Consider the following 19,898-nt stretch of genomic DNA (forward strand, 5'->3'; position numbering starts at 1 on the left):
CGACGCAGAATGACCCCGCTCCGTGACTTGTTTGACCGCCTCGATTTTGAATTCTTCCGGGTAACGCTTGTTGCTCATGACGCCTCCTGTGCATGCCTGAGTTTAAGGCTGCAAAGCGTCTACCGGGGGCGGGGCGATTCAAAGCCTTCTGGTGTGCGGCCCAGTCCCCTGCAGCGCCAACGTCGGCAACACGATCGATAAATCGCCCATAGAGGCCGTCTTGAACGTCGCCTTTAAGACGCATCTTTTCCACGGCAACGTTGGGGTTCAGCAACAAAATAAAGTGAAATTCGCCCGATGGGCCAGGTTTTGTGACGATGAACTCGAGTTCCCGCAAGCGACGCATGCGTTTGCGCCACGTGTCTGTCGCTCGCTCCCCAGTGAAACCAGTTTCGGCGGCGAAGGTCGCTGGATTCTCAACAATCACAAGCGGATTGTCCGGCGCTCGTGCCCACAAACAGAAAAGAGAGTGGCCGGCCGGTGCGCCCTTGCACCTCGCGTCAATAGCCTGCATTGCAATGGGAAGAGTTCGAGGAACCGTAGTGAACCCATCGTTGCGCGTGCGACGCCACAAAAGCGTGTCGGGTACATGCGGGAAATGCAGGTCGAGTTGCTGCTGCGCGCGCTCCGACATCTTGAGACGTCGAGTCTGGGATTGCTTTGAGTTTGCCATGTTGGACTCCGTTTCTGATGACGGAAGTGTCCTTCTAACGGTGGCTAACTGCAACGACTAAGTTAGTACGACTTATTAGATACTTAAGTAGTTAAACTAGCTATTGACGACTAATTAGATTGCGCATTTACTATTCAACTTAGCCATCGCAGTTGCGCGGAAATTTCCGAAGGTACGAAAAATTACTACGATTTTTCAATAGCATGGGGGAATGCGCAGTGCTCCACGTGCTGCTGTCCTGCCGTGCTTCTGTGCTGCTGTGCTGCAGGTGGGGTTCGCAAAGGGGAGGGGAGCGCGCGCACCAAGCGTCAAATGAAATTCCAACTTGAATGCCCGTGCGTCGATGCAACGCATAGGCAGATGGCCCCTGTGGCCCTAACGGCATACGTCGGCGATTGCAGCCTGCCGGTCGTTCAAGGAAGTAATTCTCGGCGTCCGCTCCGGCCGAAGAGCCGCTGTATTTCATAATCAAAGCCCCCAAACGGACTGCCGCTCGGCGACGGCCAAGCGCCAGGCCGGCGCCGTCAGTAGAAGGGCCGGCGTGCCCATGGCACGCACGCGCGACGAACTCTGTGGTGATTCCACCGCCGCATGCATTGCATCATTGCCGGAGACCCTTCACGACTATCGTCGTTATGATGGTTGAAACGTCGTTGTCATGCGGGATTGTCTGCAGATTCCGGCGCATCGTGCTTGCCGCGTGCTGGATTGTGCGGTGTCTGTATCAACATCAACCCTGCCGAGGCGGGCGACAGAGCATCGAATGGCGTAATTAACGTAGCCCAAATGCCTGGTTCTGGACTTCGAGCTCGCCTTTGAGCAGCTGGCGGTTGAATACGGGGCGTGTCAGCTTGCCCCCGCGACCGTGATCAACTGGCTCTACGACTATGCGCGAGAGATGCGCCAGCAACGGCAGCCCGGGCTTTTTCTGGGTACCGTTCACGCCGCCAAAGGGCTGGAGTTTCGCCATGTCGCCTTGCTCGACGGACAGTGGGACGTGGCCGCCGAGCAGGTGGAGGAAGGCCGGAGGCTCTACTACGTGGGAATGACACGGGCGGAGGAAACGCTGACGCTGTGCGATTTCGCGCCCGGCAACCCATTTGTCTCCACGCTCGCCCCTTGTGTTCAGACCCGTCGTTTTGAAGGCGCGCCTGATCCGGCCTTGGACGTTCGGTACCAGACGCTGTCGCTTGGGGATGTTGATCTTGGTTTTGCGGGCAGGCAGCGTGCTGGCGCGCCAGTCCACGATGCGATCCGCAAGCTCAACCCTGGCGATCCGCTGGAATTGCGACCGGAAGGAGACCGGCTCTTGATTGTCGACATTGAGGGCAATCGGGTGGGGCGGACGGCAAAGTCCTTCAGACTGGCGCTCGCACCGGAAAGCTGCGAGGTTGCGGGCATCGTTACACGCTACAAAGAGGACACCGAGCCGGCGTTCATGGCCACGGTGCGTTGTGAGCACTGGGAGGTTGTTGTGCCGCGGTTGCGTGGGCGGCAGTGAATCGGGGCGAGGCGCGAACGCACGTCCGTATTCCGTCGTCCTGCTGCGTTGCAGATGCCGTCTCAATGCGCCAGTGCGGAAAGTCCGGTGTAGGCGAGCCAGGCCACACCCCACGCCAAGGCCAGCGGCCATGCGACGGCGAGCGTGGTAAAGCGCCAGTCGCGCGATTCGCTTTGCAGCGTGGCGAGTGTCGACAGGCAGGGTGTGTACAACAGTGTGAAGAGCATGAAGCTGTAGGCCTGCGCGATGTTCATGTGCTGGGCGAGGGTGTCGCCGAGCGCGCCGGTTTCCTGACCGAAAATGACCGCCATGGCGCCGATCATGACTTCCTTGGCGACAAAGCCGAAGAGCAGCGCGAGGGTGAGTTGCGCGTCGATGCCGATGGGGCTGAGCAGCGGCTGGAGCCAGCTGCCGATCTGTCCGGCCCAGGAGGCTGTGCTGGCCGCATCGACACCGACCGGCAGGTGGGTGAGCAGCCACACCAGCGCGACGCCGGCGATGATGAAACGGCTGGCGCGATTCACGAAATGGCGTACCTCGTGCCAGCCGCGCAGCAACACATGGCGCAGGGTGGGCAGGCGATAGGGCGGCAGTTCCAGCGCGAAGGGCTCGCGGCTGGCGAATTTCTTGCGAAACAGCCAGGCGGTGAGCACGGCGGCGGCAATGCTGAAGAGGTAGAGGCTGAGCAGCGCCCAGGGCGCCCATTTGGCCGGGAAGATCGCTGCGCCGATGAACAGGAAGACCTGCAATCGGGCCGAGCACAGCGACAGCGGGATGATCAGCATCGAGAGCAGGCGCAGCGGCCGTGCACGCATGATGCGGGTGCCCATCAGGGCCGGGACATTGCAGCCGAATCCCATGACCAGCATGACGAAGCTTCGCCCGTCCAGCCCGATCCGGGACATGAAGGCGTCCATCAGGAAGGCGGCGCGGGAGAGGTAGCCGGAGTCTTCCACCAATGCCATCAGGAAGAAGAACAGCACGATCAGCGGGACGAAAGTGGCGACGGTGCTGACGCCGTTGTAGATGCCTTCGATCAGAAAGCCGCTGGCCCAGGCCGGCAGGGGCGCGAGCAGCGGCACGAGGGCGGCGCTGCGCAGCCAGTCGAAGAGGCCGCCGATGCCCTCTTGAAGCGGTGCGCCGAGCAGGAAGACGGCATTGAAGACCAGCGCCATGGCGGCGATGAACAGGGCCGGGCCCAGCAGCGGATGCAGGGCGGCGCGGTCGATGCGATCGGTGTGTCGGGCCGAGAGGGTGACCGGCGTGTCGATGCTCTGGTGCGCGAGTTGATCAAGGGCGTGCTCAAGATCGGCGGCGGCCAGTGCGTCGAACGACGGTGTGCTTGGTGCGGTGTCGCTCAGCAGATGGCCGATCTGCGCGAGGGCCTGAGGCACGCCATCGCCGAACTTGGCGCTGATGCTGTGGGCGGTAATGCCGGTGTGTTCGGTGAAGGCGTCGCGATCGATGCTGATGCCGAGGCGACGCGCTTCGTCTGCCATGTTGAACAGCACCACCATCGGCACGCCCAGGGTGCGCGCTTGCAGGAAAAGGCGCAGTTGCCGCTCGGCCTGGGCTGCGTTGATGACCATCACCAGCAAGTCGACCGGCTGGCTGCCGAGGAAGTCGCGCACCACCTGCTCGTCTTCGGTATAGCCATTCAGGTCGTAGATGCCGGGCAGGTCGACCACTTCGACCATGTGAGCGCCGAGCAGGATGCGCGCACGCATCAGGTCGACCGTGATGCCGGGCCAGTTGCCGATGCGCGCGGAGGCGCCGGTGACGCGGTTGAATAGCGAGGACTTGCCACAATTGGGCATGCCCAGCAGGGCGATGCGTTTCACGCCCGGACCGCGGTTTCGGTGGTGTCGATCAAGGCGGCTTCGGTGCGTCGCAGCATGATGTCGGTGGTGCCGATGCGCAGTTGCAAGGGGCCATTCAGCGCGCCGCGGCGAATGATGCGGACACTGCGGCCGATGCGAACGCCCAGCGCGTGCAGGCGCTGAACGAAGTCGTGGTCGGCGCGCAAGCCGACGACGGTGGCGTCCTGCCCGGTTTTCAGTTCAGAAAGTGCGCACATGATCGAAACGAGAATAATTGTTACTACGATTCGATTCTAGCCATGCGGCGACGCACAACATTGATCTAAATCGATTTATCTCAATTCTGTCGGGCGTGAACTGCGCCGCGAAAAGCGTGCAGCTGAGCGGGTTTCTGGCGCGAGGCGAGCCAATGGCGCGGGGGCTGGTTTGTGCGTCGGCAGTAAGGAGTACAATAGCGCCCTTTAAACGACGCTAAAGACGGATTCGATGAAGACCACATTCCTCGATTTTGAACAGCCCATCGCCGAGCTCGAAGCCAAGATTGAAGAGCTTCGTTTCGTGCAGGACGATTCTGCCGTCGACATCTCCGAAGAGATTTCGCGCCTGGAGACCAAGAGTCAGGCTCAGACCAAGGACCTGTACGCCAAGCTGACGCCGTGGCAGATCGCGCAGGTGGCACGCCACCCGCAGCGACCTTACACGCTGGACTACGTCGAGCACATGTTCAGCGACTTCCAGGAGTTGCACGGCGATCGCAGCTTTGCCGACGACCACGCCATCGTGGGCGGCATGGCGCGCTTCAATGGGCAGTCGTGCATGGTGATCGGGCACCAGAAAGGGCGCGACACCAAAGAGAAGATTCATCGCAACTTCGGCATGCCGCGGCCCGAGGGCTATCGCAAGGCGCTGCGCCTGATGAAGCTGGCCGAGAAATTCTCCATGCCGGTGTTCACCTTTGTCGACACGCCGGGGGCGTATCCCGGCATTGGCGCCGAAGAGCGCGGCCAGTCTGAAGCGATCGGCCACAATCTGTTCGTGATGGCATCGCTCAAAGTGCCCATCATCTCTACCGTGATTGGTGAAGGCGGCTCGGGCGGCGCGCTGGCCATTGCCGTGACCGATCAGCTGCACATGCTCCAGTACAGCACCTACTCGGTGATTTCGCCCGAAGGCTGCGCTTCCATTTTGTGGAAGAGCGCGGATCAGGCCTCGGTGGCGGCCGAAACCATGGGTATCACTGCGGCGCGCCTGAAGGCGCTCGGCCTGATCGACAAGATCGTGAACGAGCCGGTGGGCGGCGCTCACCGCAATCATCGCGCGATGGCGCAAACGCTCAAGCGCGCACTGGCTGACTCGCTCCGTCAGGTGGCCGACTTGAACCCGATGGAGTTGGTGGAGCAGCGCCAGGCGCGGTTGATGAGTTATGGCAAGTTCAAGGAAGTCGCAAACTAAGTTCAGCTCGGCAATCCAGCGCGGGGTTGCCGATGTTCTCTCGCGGGCAGGCGTCCGCGCCGATCAGACCTTACAGCTCGCACTCAGCGGCGGCATGGATTCCATGGTGCTGCTCAGTGTGCTGGCCGGCTTGCGCGAGCGCTTCGGCTTTGTGCTGCGTGCGCATCATGTTCACCATGGTTTGAGCCCCAACGCCGACGAGTGGGCGGCGTTTTGCGCGGCCCGTTGTGCGTCGCTTGAGGTGCCGCTCAGCGTGTCGCGCGTGAGCGTACAACCCGCCGCCGGCGAAGGCTGGGAGGCGGCGGCGCGGCGCGAGCGCCAAGGCGCCCTGGCGAGCGAGGCGGCTGACTGGCGCGTGAGCGCGCATCATCTGGATGATCAGGCCGAAACGGTGATGTTCCGCCTGCTGCGCGGCGCCGGTGTGCATGGCGCGGCGGCGATGCGGGCGATTGAAGTGCTGCCGTCGGGCGGCGGCCGTTTGCGGCCCTTGCTGGCGTTTTCGCGTGGTCAGATTCTCGCTTTTGCGCAGGCCGAGTCATTGGCCTGGGTCGAGGACGAGAGCAATACCGACCCGCGCTTCTCGCGCAATTTTCTGCGTCATTCGGTCATGCCCGCGATGGGCGAGCGCTGGCCGTCCGCGGCGACCACGCTGGCGCGCGCGGCGGCCAATTTTGACGAGGCCGCCGGCTTGCTCGACGAGCTGGCCGTGCAGGATGCCCAAGCCTGCGGACTGCCGTGGTCGCGCGATGTGATGCGCGGTATGTCCGCGCCGCGCCTCGCGAATCTGCTGCGCTGGCGGATGCGAGCCTTGAGTTTGCCGGTGCCCGATCAGGCACGATTACATGAAGCGATTCGTCAGGTGCAGTCGTGCGCGAACGACCGTCCGCTGACCTTGCCGCTCGGCGGCGCGGTGCTGCATGCCTATCGCGAGGTGGTGTGGGTGTCGCCGACCTATCCGGACCTGCCCGAAGACGGCGTGTTGTGGCCGGGTGAGGCCGTGGCTTGGGGCGAAGGCGTGGTCGAGGCGGTGGCAGTCGTTGGTGCGGGTGTGTCGCAGGCACGACTGGCGCAGGCGACGCGCTGCGAAGTCATGGCGCGCTGGCCGGGTTGCCGGGTGGCCTTGGTGGGGCGGCCGCGCAAGGATGTGCGCAGCCTCAGTCAGGGCGCCGGCCTGGCGCCGGTCGACCGCGACCGGGTGCCGATCTTGCGTGTGGATGGCCAGGTGGCCTGGATTGCCGGGCTGGGTGTGGCCGGCACATTTGCCTGCCCTGTGGGCGAGCCGGGCTGGCAGTTTGTGTGGCGTCGGCCCGAGGCTTATTCGGCGGACGGCGTCGCGCTGTTGTAAAGCCCGGCCAAGGTGAGTTGCTGGGCCAGTTCGACGGCTGAGCGCACACCCATTTTCTCGAAGACCCGCGCCCGATGGACCTCGACGGTGCGCATCGAGATGTTCAATTCGTCGGCAATCACCTTGTTGAATTTGCCGGCCAGAATCAGCCCCATGACTTCGCGTTCGCGCCCGGTGAGCTGCTCCAGGCGGGCGGCGACGTCGACCCGCGCCGAGCGCCGCGCCTGATTGCGGGCGTCTTCATCGAGTGCGGATTGCACGATGTCGACCAGCGCGTTGTCATCAAAAGGTTTTTCAATGAAATCGAAGGCGCCGCGCTTGAGTGCGCCGACGGCCATTGGCACGTCGCCGTGGCCGGTGATGAAGATGATCGGCAAGGTGCTGCCACGCTGGCGCAAGGCGGTGGAGCAGTCGAGCCCGCTCATGCCATGCATGCGGATGTCCATGACGATACAGCCGCGCCAGTCTTCCTGGTAGGCGGCGAGAAAGTCTTCGGCAGACGCCCAGGTGGCGCAGGGCACGTTGCGGGTGCGAAACAACCACGACAGCGCGTCGCGGATGGCTTCGTCGTCGTCGACGATGTGAGTCAGGGGTGTGGTGTCTGTCGTCATGAGGCCAGCGGCAGCGAGAAGGTGAAGATCGTACCACCTTCCGGATTGGGTTCGAACCCGAGCCGGCCGCCGTGCAACTCGGCGATGGAGCGGCAGATGTTGAGGCCCATGCCCATGCCCTCGTCCTTGGTGGTGAAGAAGGGGTCAAAGATGCGTCGCGCCGCGTCTTCATCAATGCCGCGCCCCCAGTCGGTGACCCGGAAAATGAGCGTATCGCCGTCGGCCAGGGTTTCGATGCGGATGGTGCGCCGGGCGCCGGGGGCGTCGCGCATGGCATCCATGCCGTTGCGGATCAGATTGACCGCGACTTGCTCGAGCATGACCGGGTCGGCATTGACCGGCAGGGGGCGGTCGGCAAGGTGGGTTTGCAACTCGACACCGCGCTTGCGCACATCGGGGTCGATCAGGCCGATGGCTTCGGAGAGGACCGCGTTCAGGTCGATGGTCTCGCGTTTGGGTTCGCTGCGGCGGACAAAGTCATGCACGCGCCGGATGATGTCGCCGGCACGACGCGCCTGCCGGGTGATCTTGCTGATGATGTCGTGCAGTTCGTCGGTGTCGGCGCGGCCCTCGTCGAGCCGGTTGAGGCAGCCCGCGCTGTAGCTGGAGATCGCGGCCAGCGGCTGGTTGAGCTCATGCGCCAGGGTGGAGGCCATTTCGCCCATGGTGATCAGGCGCGAGGTGGCGTGCAGGCGTTCTTCTTGCTGGCGGGCCAGTGCTTCGGCGGCGGTCTGTGCGGTGATGTCGAGAAAGGAGCCCATCCAGCCGGTCTGCTCGCCCGTGGTGTCGATCAGCGGCGCTTCGAAGATGAGCATGTCGATGGCATGGCCGTCTTTGTGCCGAAAGTGGATTTCCACCCCTTCACGCGGCGCGCTGCCGGCCAGAATGCCGTCGTGAATGGCCTGGGTGCGTTCGAGGTGCTCCGGGTCCCAGTAGGGCATGGGCGGCATGGCGCCGAGCAGTTCTTTTTCGGAATAGCCGACCATCCGGCAGAAGGCGGGGTTCACATAGGTGATCTTGCCGGTGGTGTCCCGGGCGCGCAGCCCGGTGAGCAGGGAGTCTTCCATGGCCTTGCGGAAGGCCATTTCGCTGCGCAGGGCTTGTTCGGCGGCCTGGCGCCCGAGGGTGTGCTGACGCAGCTGCCACAGACTCCAGACGATGACGCCGCCGAGAAAGATCATGGCGCTGATCAACAGCACCGGCACCCAGCGCGTGGGCGCTTTGTAGGCGGTGACCTTGAGCGTGAGGCCGTAGCCCGGCGGATCGAAGGGAATCGTGTATTGCTGGTGGCTGGCCTGCGCCGCGACCTTGGACTTTGCGGCGATCTCCTTGCCGTCCGGGTCGTGCACGCTGACCCGGTAGCGCTCGGAGAACCACCATGGCAGCTCGCGCACGACGAGCTGCTGAAGCGAATAGACGCCGACGACGGTGCCAGTGTGGCGGCTGCCCACGAAGATGGGCACATGCACATTGAAGCGCCAGTGACCGCCAATGACCGGGTAGGTGGGGCCGTAGATGGGGCGGCCGACGGCGCGGGCGAGGCGGTTGGTTTCGTTTGACGGGATGGCGCCGCGCGCTTCGCCGACCAGCACATCGTCCGAGGCGAAGGGGCGCGCGGCGATGGTCTTGTCGTTTGCGTCCAGCCACAGAATCTGGACGAGTCCGCTGTCTGGCTTCAGCAGTTGCTCGAGGCTGGCCTCGGTGCGCGGTGACATGCTCTGGGTGGCGAGCAGTTCGCTGCCGATCTGCGCCAGCTGCTCTTCGTTCCGGTCGAGCCGGAAGCGCAAGTCCTGCTCCATCCACAGCACGTCATTGATCAGCACCTCGTGCTGTTTTTCGTCGTCGAAATGGCGGGTCATCCATACCAGGGCGATGATGGCCAGAAGCATCAGGCCGATCGTCAGCGACGGCAGTCGCCAATACCAGGCGGGCGTGGAGGGGAGGGGACGGGTGCTGGGAGAGGGCATCGGCGGCAGGCTTGCGGTCATCCACAATAGCGGCGCAGGTCGCGCTCGGTCGACACTCTATCAAGGCCAGCCACAGTCGGGCGAGTTGTGGCCGGCAATACCGCAGAGACGGTGCACCGAAAAAATTCAAGGAGGAGCTGATGACATTGCGTAGCTTGCTGGTGCTTGTGCTGTCGATGAGTGTGTTGGGGCTCGCGCATGCGGCCGATCCGATTGTTGTCAAATTCAGCCATGTGGTCGCACCCAATACCCCGAAAGGGATGGGCGCGCTGAAATTCAAGGAGCTTGCGGAGCGCTATAGCGATGGCGCGTTGCGGATTGAGGTCTATCCCAACAGCACGCTCTACAAGGACAAAGAGGAGATGGAGGCGCTGCAGCTGGGGGCGGTCGAAATCATTGCGCCCTCGCTGGCCAAGTTCGGTCCGCTCGGTTTGCGCGTGTTCGAAGCCTTCGACTTGCCCTATATCTTTGATAGCTACGCCGAACTGCACAAGGTTACCAACGGCGCGCTCGGCGCGCGCATGCTCGAATCACTGGAGCCGCGTGGCATTGCCGGGCTGGCCTTCTGGGATAACGGCTTCAAGTCGTTGTCGGCCAACGCGCCGATCCGTCTGCCCGAGGATCTGCGGAACAAGAAAATGCGGATCCAGTCGTCGAAAGTGCTCGATGCACAGATGCGCGCGCTCGGCGCCCTGCCTCAGGTGACGGCGTTTGACGAAGTCTATCCGGCACTCAAGGCGGGGGTGGTCGATGGCACCGAGAACCCGCACTCCAATTTCTACACCCAGCGCATGCATGAAGTGCAGTCGCACATGGTGATTACGGATCACGGCTACCTCGGCTATGCGGTGATCACCAACAAGAAGTTCTGGGACGGCCTGCCCGGTGCGATGCGCGATGTGCTGGCGCGCGCCATGCGCGAAGCGACCGAATACACCAATCAGATCGCCAAGGCTGAAAACGACAAGGCGCTCGAGGCCATCAAGGCCGCCGGCACGACGCAGGTGTACACGCCGACGGCGGACGAGCGCCTAGCCTTCAAAAAGGCGCTGATGCCGGTCCACAAAGCGATGGCACCGCGCATTGGCAAGGCACTGATTGAAGCGATTTACGAAGAAACCGGCTTCGACCCGGACGCACTATGAATCAAGGCGTGAGCCGCGTGCTTGCGTCGTCCCGAGCATCTCCCTGAGCCTGCCGGCAACGGCGGGTCGTGATGCAAACCGTGTCCTTTGTTCCCGGCCCTTGTGGCCGGGTTTTTTTTAGTTACCGACGGGAGATGGGAGGAGTGACAAAATCTTGCTAAAATGCTCCGTTATTCTTTTTACGTCCAACCGGATTCTTCGGAGCAAAAGTACCATGGCAATTGAACGCACCCTGTCCATCATCAAGCCCGACGCCGTCGCCAAGAACGTGATCGGCAAGATCTATCAGCGTTTTGAAGACGCTGGCCTGAAAGTGATCGCCGCCAAGATGGTGCATCTGTCTGTTGAAGAGGCCGGCCAGTTCTACGCGGTCCACAAGGCACGCCCCTTCTTCAAGGATCTGGTCGAGTTCATGACCTCCGGCCCGGTGATGATCCAGGCGCTCGAAGGCGAGGGTGCCATTGCCAAGAACCGCGAGCTGATGGGTGCAACCAACCCGAAAGAAGCCGCTGCGGGCACCATCCGCGCTGACTTCGCCGAGTCGATCGACGCCAACGCGGTTCACGGCTCCGACGCCGCTGAAACCGCCGCCGTGGAAATCGCTTTCTTCTTCCCCGGCATGAACGTTTATAGCCGTTAATACCGGCCGAGGCTGAAACCGCATCGGCCCGGCTCCCGGGCCGATTGCATTTTCGCCAAAGGCACACACCCCATGACGAAACAGGTCAACCTGCTGGATTTTGATGTCGACGGATTGATCGACTGGTTTGCGACGCAAGGCGAAAAGCCTTTCCGTGCCAGGCAGGTCTTGCGTTGGCTGCACCGTTTCGGGGTGAGCGACTTCGATCAGATGACCGACGTCGCCAAGAGTTTGCGCGCGCGCCTGGGTGAGCACGCCTGTGTGCGCACGCCCGAACCGGTGCGCGACTCGGTGTCCACCGACGGCACCCGCAAGTGGCTGCTCGATGTCGGGCAGGGCAATGCGGTCGAGACGGTGTTCATTCCCGAGACCAGCCGTGGCACCTTGTGTATCTCCTCGCAGGCCGGGTGTGCGCTCGACTGCTCTTTTTGCTCGACCGGCAAGCAGGGTTTCAACCGGAACCTGACGGCCGGCGAGATCATCGGCCAGTTGTGGTTGGCCAACCGCCTGCTCGGTGCCACCGCCGAGGGCGATCGCGTGATCAGCAACGTGGTCATGATGGGCATGGGCGAGCCGCTGGCCAACCTCGACAATGTACTGGTGGCCTTGCGCCTGATGCTCGACGACCACGGCTATGGCCTGTCGCGTCGGCGCGTGACCGTCTCGACCTCCGGCATCGTGCCGGCCATGGATCGCCTGCGCGAAGCCTGCCCGGTGGCGCTGGCCGTGTCGCTGCATGCGCCCAACGACGCCCTGCGCGACCAACTGGTGCCGATCAACCAGAAATACCCGCTCAAGGAGTTGCTGGCCGCGTGCAATCGCTACCTGGTCGCCGCGCCGCGTGACTTCGTAACCTTCGAGTATGTGATGCTCGACGGTGTGAATGACTTTGATACCCATGCGCATGAACTGGTCGCCATTGCGCGCGAAGTGTCGTGCAAATTCAACCTGATCCCGTTCAACCCTTTCCCGAATTCCCCTTACCGGCGCTCGCCCTCCGAGCGCATCCGGCGCTTTGCCGGTATCCTGCAGGACGCCGGTATCGTGGCCACCACCCGCAAGACGCGGGGAGATGATGTCGATGCCGCGTGCGGTCAGCTTGCCGGTCAAGTTCAGGACAAGACCCGCCGTACCCAGCCCATTCATTTCACAGGTACCTCTCGCTCATGAAGACAGCGCACCTTCTTGCCGCCCTGGGATTCGCAGGCTTGCTTCTGTCCGGCTGCACGACCAATCCGTCGGCACCCGGCAGCAGCGGCTCGCTCGATCTGCGGCCGGCGGCAGAGCGCCCCGTGGCGAGTGAGAACCAGGCCCGAGCCAAGATTCATACCGATCTGGGGATGGCCTATGTGACGGCGCAGCGCGTTGGTGTGGCACTGGATGAAGTGCGCACTGCCTTGGCGTATGACCAGACTTACGCGCCGGCGCATCACCTCCAGGCGCTCGTCTATATGGCACTGAACGACCCGGCGTCGGCGCGCGGCGCCTTCGCACGTGCCGACGCGCTGGCCCCGGGCGACCCCGAGATCAACAACAGTTATGGCTGGTTTTTGTGCGTGCAGGGCGAAGTCGACGAAGGCATTCGCATGCTTGAGCAATCCGCCCGCAATCCTTACTACACTACGCCGACCCGGCCGTTGACCAATGCTGGTTTGTGCCGCATGGGGCAAGGGCAGCTGGAGGCGGCCGAGACCTATTTTCGCCGTGCGATGACCTTGGATGCCAACAATATTCAGGCCATCTTGAATCTGGCCGCCATTGCCTACCGCCGCAACAACCCCGAAGCGGCTCACGTGTATTTGAATACGGTGCACCAGAAGAGCCCGCCGACCGCCGAGTCGCTGTGGCTGGGTGTTCGCGTCGAACGGGCACGTAACGACAAAGAGACCGAGGCGAGCTACGGCAGCCAGCTGAAAAGCCGCTTCCCCACCTCACCGGAATATCAGAAATTGATCGAAGGGAAATACGAGTGAGCGAGAACGCAGACATGCTCGACGTGTCAGCTGAACAGGCCGCAGCAGTGGTTGGTGTTGGCGACATGCTCCGCACGACCCGGGAGCATCATGGGCTGAGCCTGGTCGATGTGGCGCAGGCACTCAAGCTGACCCAGCGCCAGGTGCAGGCGCTGGAAGATGAACGTTTCGACGCCTTGCCTGGTGCGGCGTTTGCGCGAGGGTTTCTGCGCAACTACGCGCGCCTGCTCGGACTCGATCCCGAGCCCTTGATCCAGTCGCTCGCGCAAACCAGCGGTGTTGCTGCGCCGGCAGAGCTCGCGCCGATCAGCAATGCGCACGGCACCCTGCCGAACGGCGACGGCGCCTTGCGCCCCTCCGCATTGCCGATGGCGCTGATTGCCGCGTTGTTGATGCTGGCGGTGGTGGGCGGGTGGTATTTCGATTGGTTCCAGACCACTGAGGATCCGGCTGCCGGGGCCGCAGTGGCCGACACGCCGGTGGCACCGGCCGCGCTGACCCCCGTTGTGCCGCAGCCCGATTCCGCGCCTCTCGTGATTCCCGACGACGCGCCCACTGCGCAGGTCGCCCCCGCGACGGCGCCGACTGCGCTTGAAGCGCCCGCTGTGCCGTCGATGCCTGGCGCGCCTGCACCGGTCGTGCCGTCGGCACCGCAGTCGGATGCCGCGACGCCGGCAGCCGCGGCCGTGGTGCCTGTGCCGGCACCGGCGGCGCCTAAGCCCGATGTGGCCGCCCCCGTCGAGCCAGTGAAGAGTTCGCGGCTGGTGTTCCGATTCGGCAAGGAGTCGTGGGTCGAGGTGCGCGACGCGTCGGGTGAAATTATTTTCTCGCGGACCAACCGCGCCGGTTCGGTGCAAGAGGTCAGCGGAAAGCCGCCGTATCGCCTGGTGGTTGGCAACGCCAAGAGCGTTGAGCTCGAATACGGCGGCAAGCCGGTTGATCTGGCGCCGCACACGAATGTCAGCGTCGCCCGGCTGACTCTGGAGTGAGCGCATCCATGAACGGAGCGATTGACGGTCAGGCAGCGTTGCGTCGGCAGAGCCGGCAGGTGCGTATTGGCAAGGTGCTGGTGGGCTCGGATGCGCCGGTTGTCGTTCAATCGATGACCAATACCGATACCGCCGATGCCATTGCTACGGCCATCCAGGTGGCCCAGCTGGCGCGTGCCGGTTCGGAGATGGTGCGCATCACCGTTAACAACGAAGAGGCCGCGCGCGCCGTGCCGGCCATTCGTGAGCAACTGGCGCGCATGAACGTGGACGTGCCGCTGGTGGGCGACTTCCATTACAACGGTCACAAACTGCTGACCGATGTGCCTGAGTGCGCCGAGGCGCTGGCCAAATTGCGCATTAATCCGGGTAACGTGGGCGCGGGCACCAAGCGTGATCCGCAGTTCGCGTCGATCATCGAGATTGCCTGCAAGTACGACAAGCCGGTGCGCATCGGCGTCAACTGGGGCAGTCTGGACCCCTCGGTGCTGGCGCGCATCATGGATGAGAATGCCAGCCGCAAAGTGCCGCTTGATGCCGGCGCGGTGATGCGCGAAGCGCTGGTCACGTCCGCACTCGAATCCGCCGCCAAGGCCGAGTCCTATGGCTTGCCGGGCGACCGGATCATCCTGTCGGCCAAAGTGTCGAGCGTGCAGGACTTGATCGCGGTGTACCGCGATCTGGCACGCCGCTGCGACTACCCGCTGCACCTCGGTCTGACCGAGGCCGGCATGGGCTCGAAAGGCATCGTGGCGTCGACCGCGGCGATGGGCGTGCTGCTGCAAGAAGGCATTGGTGACACCATCCGTGTCTCGCTCACGCCCGAACCCAACGGCAGTCGCACGCAGGAAGTGGTGGTGGCGCAGGAAATCCTGCAGACCATGGGCTTGCGCGCCTTCACCCCGATGGTGACAGCGTGTCCCGGCTGCGGCCGGACCACCAGCACGTTTTTCCAGGAATTGGCCTCGCGCATCCAGAATCATGTGCGCGAGCAAATGCCCTTGTGGCGCGAGCAGTACGACGGCGTCGAGAACATGACGCTGGCCGTGATGGGCTGCGTCGTCAATGGCCCCGGCGAGAGCAAACACGCCAACGTGGGCATTTCGCTGCCGGGTACGGGCGAGACGCCGGCCGCGCCGGTGTTTGTCGATGGGCAAAAAACCGTCACACTGCGCGGTGGCAACATTGCCACCGAGTTCCAGGCCATCGTCGACGAGTATGTTGCGACGCGCTACCGAAAAAAAGCGGGCTGACCCGCGTAGAACAGAAGAAAGACAGCAGACATGAGTCAAAGCCTGCGTGCCGTACGTGGCATGAACGATATTTTCCTGGACGAAGCCGAGACCTGGGAGCAGTTCGAATCCTTGATTCGTGACTGGCTCAAGAGCTACGGCTATCGGCCGATTCGCACCCCCATTGTTGAGCCCACGCCGCTGTTTCGCCGCGCCATCGGTGAAGTGACCGACATCGTTGAAAAAGAGATGTACTCCTTCGAAGACGCGCTCAACGGTGAGCATCTGACGCTGCGCCCCGAGAACACCGCCTCCTGCGTGCGCGCCGTGATGCAGCATAGCCTGCTGCACAGCGGCCCGAAGCGGCTCTATTACTACGGCCCGATGTTTCGCCACGAGCGCCCGCAAAAAGGGCGCTATCGGCAGTTTCATCAGATCGGTGCCGAGGCGCTGGGCTTTGCCGGGCCGGACATCGACGCCGAACTGATTCTGATGTGCGCCCGGCTGTGGGACGATCTGGGCATTCAGGATATCCACCTCGAGCTCAATTCACTCGGTTCTTCCGAGGAGCGGGCAGTGCACCGGGCGGCCCTGATTACGTATTTTGAAGCGCATGCCGAGCAACTGGACGAAGAGGCCAAGCGCCGGCTGTACTCCAATCCGCTGCGTATTCTCGACACCAAGAACCCGGATATGCAGGCGCTGGTCGAAGCCGCGCCCACCTTGATGGAGTACCTCGGTGAGGAGTCCCTGGCGCATTTCAATGGTGTCCAGAGCATCCTCAAAGACAACGCCATTCCGTATCGCATCAATACCCGTCTGGTGCGTGGTCTCGATTACTACAATCGCACGGTGTTCGAATGGGTGACCGATCAGCTCGGCGCGCAGGGCACGGTGTGTGCGGGCGGCCGTTACGACGGCCTGATCGAGCAACTCGGCGGCAAGAGCGCACCTGCCGCCGGCTTTGCGATGGGTGTTGAGCGATTGCTCGCGCTTTGGCAAAGTTCGGGCGGCGAGCCCGAGCGCGAAGTGCCCGATATTTACGTGGTCCATCAGGGTGAGGCGGCGCAAACCTTCGCCTTCCGGGTGGCCGAAGACATGCGGGCGCACGGCTATTCCGTGCTGCTCCATTGCGGTGGCGGCAACTTCAAGGCGCAGATGAAAAAGGCCGACGGCAGCGGTGCGCCCTGTGCCGTGATTATCGGTGACGATGAAGCCGCTGCGGCTGAAGTGACACTCAAACCCTTGCGCGACGGCGGCGAGCAGCGACGCGTTGCCGCCGATCAACTGGCCGATGTGCTGGCCGACCTCCTATTTGCCGTGGAAGATGACGATGGCAGTCTATGATCTTGAAGAGCAGGAACAACTCGCCGAACTGAAGGCGTGGTGGGCGCAGTACGGCTGGATGGTGACGACGGTGGCGGTGATCGCCGCGGTCGCCTCGGTCAGCTGGCAAGGCTGGCAGTGGTATCAGCGCAAACAGACGGCCGAAGCGGCCGCCTTGTATAGCGTGGTGCAAAAGGCCGTGGTCGACAACGACGCGGCGGCGGCGCGCCAGGCGGCCGGCCAGATTCTTGAGAATTTTTCCGGTACGGCCTACGCACCGCTGGCGGCGTTGATGTCTGCCAAGGTGCAGCAGGCGGCAGGAGATACCGGCAATGCGGCGCTGCCGCTGGAGTGGGTCACCAAAAACGCCAGCGAGCCCGTCATGCGCGATATCGCCCGCCTGCGCCTTGCCGCCGTGCGCCTGGACGCTGGCGACACCGCCGCGGCGCTGGCCTTGCTGGCCGACGAGCCGCCGCCGGCCTTGAAAGTGCGTCATCACGATCTGCGTGGCGATGCTTTGGTCGCGGACGGCAAAATTGACGATGCGCGCAAGGCCTACCAGGCAGCGCTTGACGCCGCCGATGCGGTGATCGTGCCGGGCGACCGCAGTGCAGAAATCATCCGAATCAAGCTCGAAGCGCTTATGGGAGGTGCTCGCTGATGCGTTCATTCCGTTTGTTCACGGCGCTGGCCGCCACCTCCTTGCTGGTCGGCTGCAGCTCGCTCGATGCGCTTAACCCGTTCTCGACGCCCGCGCCGAAGATGGCGCCGCTACCGGAATTCAAAGCCTCGGCCACGTTGTCGCCGGTGTGGTCCGCCAAAATCGGCGAGGCCGATATTTACCGGTTTGAACCTGCGGTGCTCGATAGCGAGGTGATCGCAGCCGGGGCAGCGGGCGATGTGGCCCGTTTTTCCGGTGGGCAGACCCGGTGGCGTGTGCGTGTCGATGGCGGTCTGACCGCCGGTGTCGGCGCCGATGCGGATCTGGCCGTGGTGGCCAACGGCGCGGGTGAAGTCGTTGCGCTGGATGCCAGCTCAGGCGCTGAACGCTGGCGCGCCAAGGTCAATGCCGAGGTGCTCGCCGCACCTGGCGTCGCCAAGGATTTCGTGGTGGTGCGCAGCAGCGACAACCGGGTGTTCGGCCTGGACCGTAAAGACGGCGCCATCAAATGGACCTACCGACGCACCACGCCGGCGCTGACCCTGCGCAACCCCTCGGGCATGTTGCTCGAAAACAACGTGGCGGTGCTCGGCTTCCCCGGCGGCAAGCTGGCGGCGCTTGATTTGAACAACGGCGGCTTGATCTGGGAGCTGTCGGTGGCCTTGCCGGCGGGCGCGACCGAGCTTGAGCGCATTGCCGACGTGGTCGGCGACCCGGTGCTGCATCGTCAGACCCTGTGCGCCGCCGCCTTCCAGGGGCGCGTCAGCTGCTTTGACGTGACAAATGGCAAAACCCTGTGGAGCCGGCCGGTGTCGGCCCGTGGCGGGATGAGTCGCGATGTGCGTCAGGTGTATGTCACCGAAGATACCGATGCCGTGGCCGCGCTGGACGCCTTCAGTGGCGCCAGCATGTGGCGCCAGGATCAACTCGTGCGCCGGGTGCTGACCGCGCCTTTGGCCACCAGTGCTGGTGTGGTGGTGGGTGATACCGAAGGTTATGTGCATCTGCTCAGCCTCGAGAACGGCGCCTTCATCGGCCGCACTCAGGCCGATAGCAGCGGCGTCTCCGTGGCACCGCGCGCGTTGGGCGAGCTTGTGCTTGTGCAGACGCGCGCGGGTGGCATTCATGTGTTTCAGCCGCGCTGATAAAGGTCGAAAGTGATCCCTACGCTGGTACTGGTTGGTCGGCCGAACGTCGGTAAATCAACCCTTTTCAATCGCTTGACCAAAACGCGCGATGCGCTGGTTGCGGATCAGCCCGGCCTGACGCGGGACCGTCACTACGGTGTCGGTCGCCTCGGCTCGCGCGACTATCTGGTGGTCGATACCGCCGGTTTTGACCCGGTCGCCAAAGACGGCATCATGCACGAGATGGCGCGGCAGGCCGAGCAGGCCATCGCCGAAGCCGACGTGCTGCTGTTCATGGTCGACGGTCGCAGCGGCCTGACTCCGCACGACCAGGAAATTGCCAATCGGCTTCGCCGCGTCGATCGACCGGTGTTTCTGGTGGTGAACAAAGGCGAGGGGGCGAATCGTGCCGTGCTCGGCGCTGAATTCCATGCACTGGGCCTGGGCGCGCCGCTGGTCATTTCCGCGGCGCACGGCGACGGTGTGCACCCCTTGCTTGACGAAATCTTCGAGGTGCTGCCCCCCGAGACGCCGCCCGCTGAACTGGAAGACGTCGGGCCGCGCGTGGCGATTGTGGGCCGGCCGAACGTTGGCAAGTCCACCCTGATCAACACCTTGCTGGGCGAGGAGCGGGTCATTGCCTTCGACATGCCCGGCACAACGCGCGATGCAATTTCCATCCCGTTTTCACGCAACGGCCGCGAATACAAACTGATCGACACCGCCGGTCTACGTCGGCGTGGCAAGGTGTTTGAAGCGGTCGAGAAGTTCTCGGTCATCAAGACGCTGCAGGCCATCGAGCAGGCGAACGTGGTCGTGCTGGTGCTGGACGCCAGTCAGGACGTGTCGGACCAGGATGCGCACATTGCCGGTTTTGTGCTTGAAACCGGACGCGCCCTGGTGCTGGCCATCAACAAGTGGGACAGCGTTGACAGCTATCGGCGTGAGCAGATCAAGAGCGACGTGATGCGAAAGCTGCCGTTCTTGAGCTTTGCCCGCCAGCATTATGTATCCGCCCTGAAGTCGCAGGGCATCAGCGGCGTCATGTCGTCCGTCGACAAAGCCTTCGCCGCGGCGATGGCCAAATTGTCGACCCCGAAGCTGACCCGCTTGCTTGAAGAGGCGGTGACCAAGCAGGCGCCGCCCAAGGTGCGGATGTTCCGTCCGAAGATGCGGTACGCCCACCAAGGCGGCAGCAATCCGCCGATTATTGTGATTCATGGCACGGGTCTGGAGGGAATTCCGGCCAGCTATACGCGGTACCTGGAGCGCATGTTCATGGAGGCGTTCAAGTTGCAGGGGACGCCGTTGCGCATCCAGTTCCGGTCATCGACCAACCCGTATAGCGATCGAAAGTAGCATCCACACCACCTCCGTCAGGCGCGCCGATTGGTGTTGCACTGCGGAATCAATTAAATTACGCCCACATAACGATA

18 protein-coding genes are annotated in these 19,898 nt (G+C 63.2%); 13 read left to right on the plus strand and 5 right to left on the minus strand.

Annotated elements, in window-relative coordinates; genetic code table 11:
- Window positions 1-78: transposase (locus tag FHP89_RS21080; protein ID WP_222105366.1), on the minus strand; the 78-nt coding region annotated here is incomplete at its 3' end.
- Window positions 79-1,538: 1,460 nt separating this feature from the next.
- On the opposite strand from FHP89_RS21080, the gene FHP89_RS14045 reads away from it, so the two are divergent.
- Window positions 1,539-2,174 carry a 3'-5' exonuclease gene (locus FHP89_RS14045; protein WP_260851613.1) on the plus strand — a complete coding sequence of 212 codons (636 nt, stop codon included), beginning with the start codon at window positions 1,539-1,541 and terminating at the stop codon, window positions 2,172-2,174.
- A 62-nt stretch (window positions 2,175-2,236) separates the two neighbouring features.
- On the opposite strand, the gene feoB is transcribed toward FHP89_RS14045, so the two are convergent.
- Together feoB and FHP89_RS14055 are read right to left on the minus strand one after the other, a co-directional pair.
- The gene (feoB, locus tag FHP89_RS14050) at window positions 2,237-4,015 is read right to left on the minus strand and encodes a ferrous iron transport protein B (protein WP_144179097.1); all 1,779 of its coding nucleotides are present in this window, start codon (window positions 4,013-4,015) and stop codon (window positions 2,237-2,239) included.
- Window positions 4,012-4,251: a FeoA family protein gene (locus FHP89_RS14055; protein ID WP_144179096.1), complete on the minus strand. Its 240-nt coding sequence runs from the start codon at window positions 4,249-4,251 to the stop codon at window positions 4,012-4,014. Before FHP89_RS14055 ends, feoB begins: the two co-directional genes overlap by 4 nt.
- Before the next feature lie 229 nt (window positions 4,252-4,480).
- Between FHP89_RS14055 and FHP89_RS14060 the strand changes: the two genes are divergently transcribed.
- Together FHP89_RS14060 and tilS are read left to right on the plus strand one after the other, a co-directional pair.
- Entirely contained in the window at window positions 4,481-5,446 is a 966-nt protein-coding gene (locus tag FHP89_RS14060; protein ID WP_144179095.1) for an acetyl-CoA carboxylase carboxyltransferase subunit alpha, read from the plus strand.
- Window positions 5,418-6,791: a tRNA lysidine(34) synthetase TilS gene (gene tilS, locus FHP89_RS14065; protein ID WP_144179094.1), complete on the plus strand. Its 1,374-nt coding sequence runs from the start codon at window positions 5,418-5,420 to the stop codon at window positions 6,789-6,791. The genes FHP89_RS14060 and tilS overlap by 29 nt, the downstream gene beginning before the upstream one ends.
- Here the strand turns inward: tilS and FHP89_RS14070 are convergent.
- On the minus strand, window positions 6,761-7,402 hold the full coding sequence (locus tag FHP89_RS14070) for a response regulator transcription factor (RefSeq protein WP_144179093.1): 642 nt from the start codon (window positions 7,400-7,402) through the stop codon (window positions 6,761-6,763). The genes tilS and FHP89_RS14070 overlap by 31 nt on opposite strands.
- Window positions 7,399-9,369, minus strand: coding sequence for a sensor histidine kinase (locus FHP89_RS14075; protein ID WP_391525741.1), 1,971 nt, complete (start codon window positions 9,367-9,369; stop codon window positions 7,399-7,401). Before FHP89_RS14075 ends, FHP89_RS14070 begins: the two co-directional genes overlap by 4 nt.
- A gap of 140 nt (window positions 9,370-9,509) precedes the next feature.
- Between FHP89_RS14075 and FHP89_RS14080 the strand changes: the two genes are divergently transcribed.
- From FHP89_RS14080 to der, 10 genes are all read left to right on the plus strand, one after another.
- Window positions 9,510-10,514, plus strand: a complete 1,005-nt coding sequence (locus FHP89_RS14080; RefSeq protein ID WP_144179091.1) for a TRAP transporter substrate-binding protein — start codon at window positions 9,510-9,512, stop codon at window positions 10,512-10,514.
- Window positions 10,515-10,728: 214 nt separating this feature from the next.
- Window positions 10,729-11,154, plus strand: coding sequence for a nucleoside-diphosphate kinase (gene ndk, locus FHP89_RS14085; RefSeq protein ID WP_144179090.1), 426 nt, complete (start codon window positions 10,729-10,731; stop codon window positions 11,152-11,154).
- Window positions 11,155-11,226: 72 nt separating this feature from the next.
- Window positions 11,227-12,324 carry a 23S rRNA (adenine(2503)-C(2))-methyltransferase RlmN gene (gene rlmN / locus FHP89_RS14090; protein WP_144179089.1) on the plus strand — a complete coding sequence of 366 codons (1,098 nt, stop codon included), beginning with the start codon at window positions 11,227-11,229 and terminating at the stop codon, window positions 12,322-12,324.
- Window positions 12,321-13,127 carry a type IV pilus biogenesis/stability protein PilW gene (gene pilW, locus FHP89_RS14095; protein ID WP_144179088.1) on the plus strand — a complete coding sequence of 269 codons (807 nt, stop codon included), beginning with the start codon at window positions 12,321-12,323 and terminating at the stop codon, window positions 13,125-13,127. Before rlmN ends, pilW begins: the two co-directional genes overlap by 4 nt.
- Window positions 13,124-14,116, plus strand: coding sequence for a RodZ domain-containing protein (locus tag FHP89_RS21300; RefSeq protein WP_313792200.1), 993 nt, complete (start codon window positions 13,124-13,126; stop codon window positions 14,114-14,116). Before pilW ends, FHP89_RS21300 begins: the two co-directional genes overlap by 4 nt.
- 8 nt (window positions 14,117-14,124) lie before the next feature.
- A complete protein-coding gene (gene ispG / locus FHP89_RS14105) occupies window positions 14,125-15,369 on the plus strand; it encodes a flavodoxin-dependent (E)-4-hydroxy-3-methylbut-2-enyl-diphosphate synthase (RefSeq protein WP_144179087.1) in 1,245 nt (414 codons plus the stop codon).
- Between the two features lie 30 nt (window positions 15,370-15,399).
- The gene (hisS, locus tag FHP89_RS14110; RefSeq protein ID WP_144179086.1) at window positions 15,400-16,695 is read left to right on the plus strand and encodes a histidine--tRNA ligase; all 1,296 of its coding nucleotides are present in this window, start codon (window positions 15,400-15,402) and stop codon (window positions 16,693-16,695) included.
- Complete coding sequence (locus tag FHP89_RS14115) at window positions 16,682-17,335, plus strand: YfgM family protein (protein ID WP_144179085.1); 654 nt, start codon at window positions 16,682-16,684, stop codon at window positions 17,333-17,335. Before hisS ends, FHP89_RS14115 begins: the two co-directional genes overlap by 14 nt.
- Window positions 17,335-18,480: an outer membrane protein assembly factor BamB gene (gene bamB, locus FHP89_RS14120; protein WP_144179084.1), complete on the plus strand. Its 1,146-nt coding sequence runs from the start codon at window positions 17,335-17,337 to the stop codon at window positions 18,478-18,480. The genes FHP89_RS14115 and bamB overlap by 1 nt, the downstream gene beginning before the upstream one ends.
- 12 nt (window positions 18,481-18,492) lie before the next feature.
- Window positions 18,493-19,821: a ribosome biogenesis GTPase Der gene (gene der, locus FHP89_RS14125; RefSeq protein ID WP_144179083.1), complete on the plus strand. Its 1,329-nt coding sequence runs from the start codon at window positions 18,493-18,495 to the stop codon at window positions 19,819-19,821.
- Window positions 19,822-19,898 lie beyond the last annotated feature (77 nt).

It is taken from the genome of Denitromonas ohlonensis, assembly GCF_007625205.1.
Lineage (GTDB): Bacteria > Pseudomonadota > Gammaproteobacteria > Burkholderiales > Rhodocyclaceae > Nitrogeniibacter > Nitrogeniibacter ohlonensis.

Bases quoted from the DNA above. Each gene is read 5' to 3' on its own strand.
- FHP89_RS14055 (WP_144179096.1), bottom strand. From the start codon at position 4,251: ATGTGCGCACTTTCTGAACTGAAAACCGGGCAGGACGCCACCGTCGTC.
- FHP89_RS14060 (WP_144179095.1), top strand. From the start codon at position 4,481: ATGAAGACCACATTCCTCGATTTTGAACAGCCCATCGCCGAGCTCGAA.
- tilS (WP_144179094.1), top strand. From the start codon at position 5,418: ATGGCAAGTTCAAGGAAGTCGCAAACTAAGTTCAGCTCGGCAATCCAG.
- FHP89_RS14070 (WP_144179093.1), bottom strand. From the start codon at position 7,402: ATGACGACAGACACCACACCCCTGACTCACATCGTCGACGACGACGAA.
- FHP89_RS14075 (WP_391525741.1), bottom strand. From the start codon at position 9,369: ATGCCCTCTCCCAGCACCCGTCCCCTCCCCTCCACGCCCGCCTGGTAT.
- FHP89_RS14080 (WP_144179091.1), top strand. From the start codon at position 9,510: ATGACATTGCGTAGCTTGCTGGTGCTTGTGCTGTCGATGAGTGTGTTG.
- ndk (WP_144179090.1), top strand. From the start codon at position 10,729: ATGGCAATTGAACGCACCCTGTCCATCATCAAGCCCGACGCCGTCGCC.
- rlmN (WP_144179089.1), top strand. From the start codon at position 11,227: ATGACGAAACAGGTCAACCTGCTGGATTTTGATGTCGACGGATTGATC.
- pilW (WP_144179088.1), top strand. From the start codon at position 12,321: ATGAAGACAGCGCACCTTCTTGCCGCCCTGGGATTCGCAGGCTTGCTT.
- ispG (WP_144179087.1), top strand. From the start codon at position 14,125: ATGAACGGAGCGATTGACGGTCAGGCAGCGTTGCGTCGGCAGAGCCGG.
- hisS (WP_144179086.1), top strand. From the start codon at position 15,400: ATGAGTCAAAGCCTGCGTGCCGTACGTGGCATGAACGATATTTTCCTG.
- FHP89_RS14115 (WP_144179085.1), top strand. From the start codon at position 16,682: ATGGCAGTCTATGATCTTGAAGAGCAGGAACAACTCGCCGAACTGAAG.
- bamB (WP_144179084.1), top strand. From the start codon at position 17,335: ATGCGTTCATTCCGTTTGTTCACGGCGCTGGCCGCCACCTCCTTGCTG.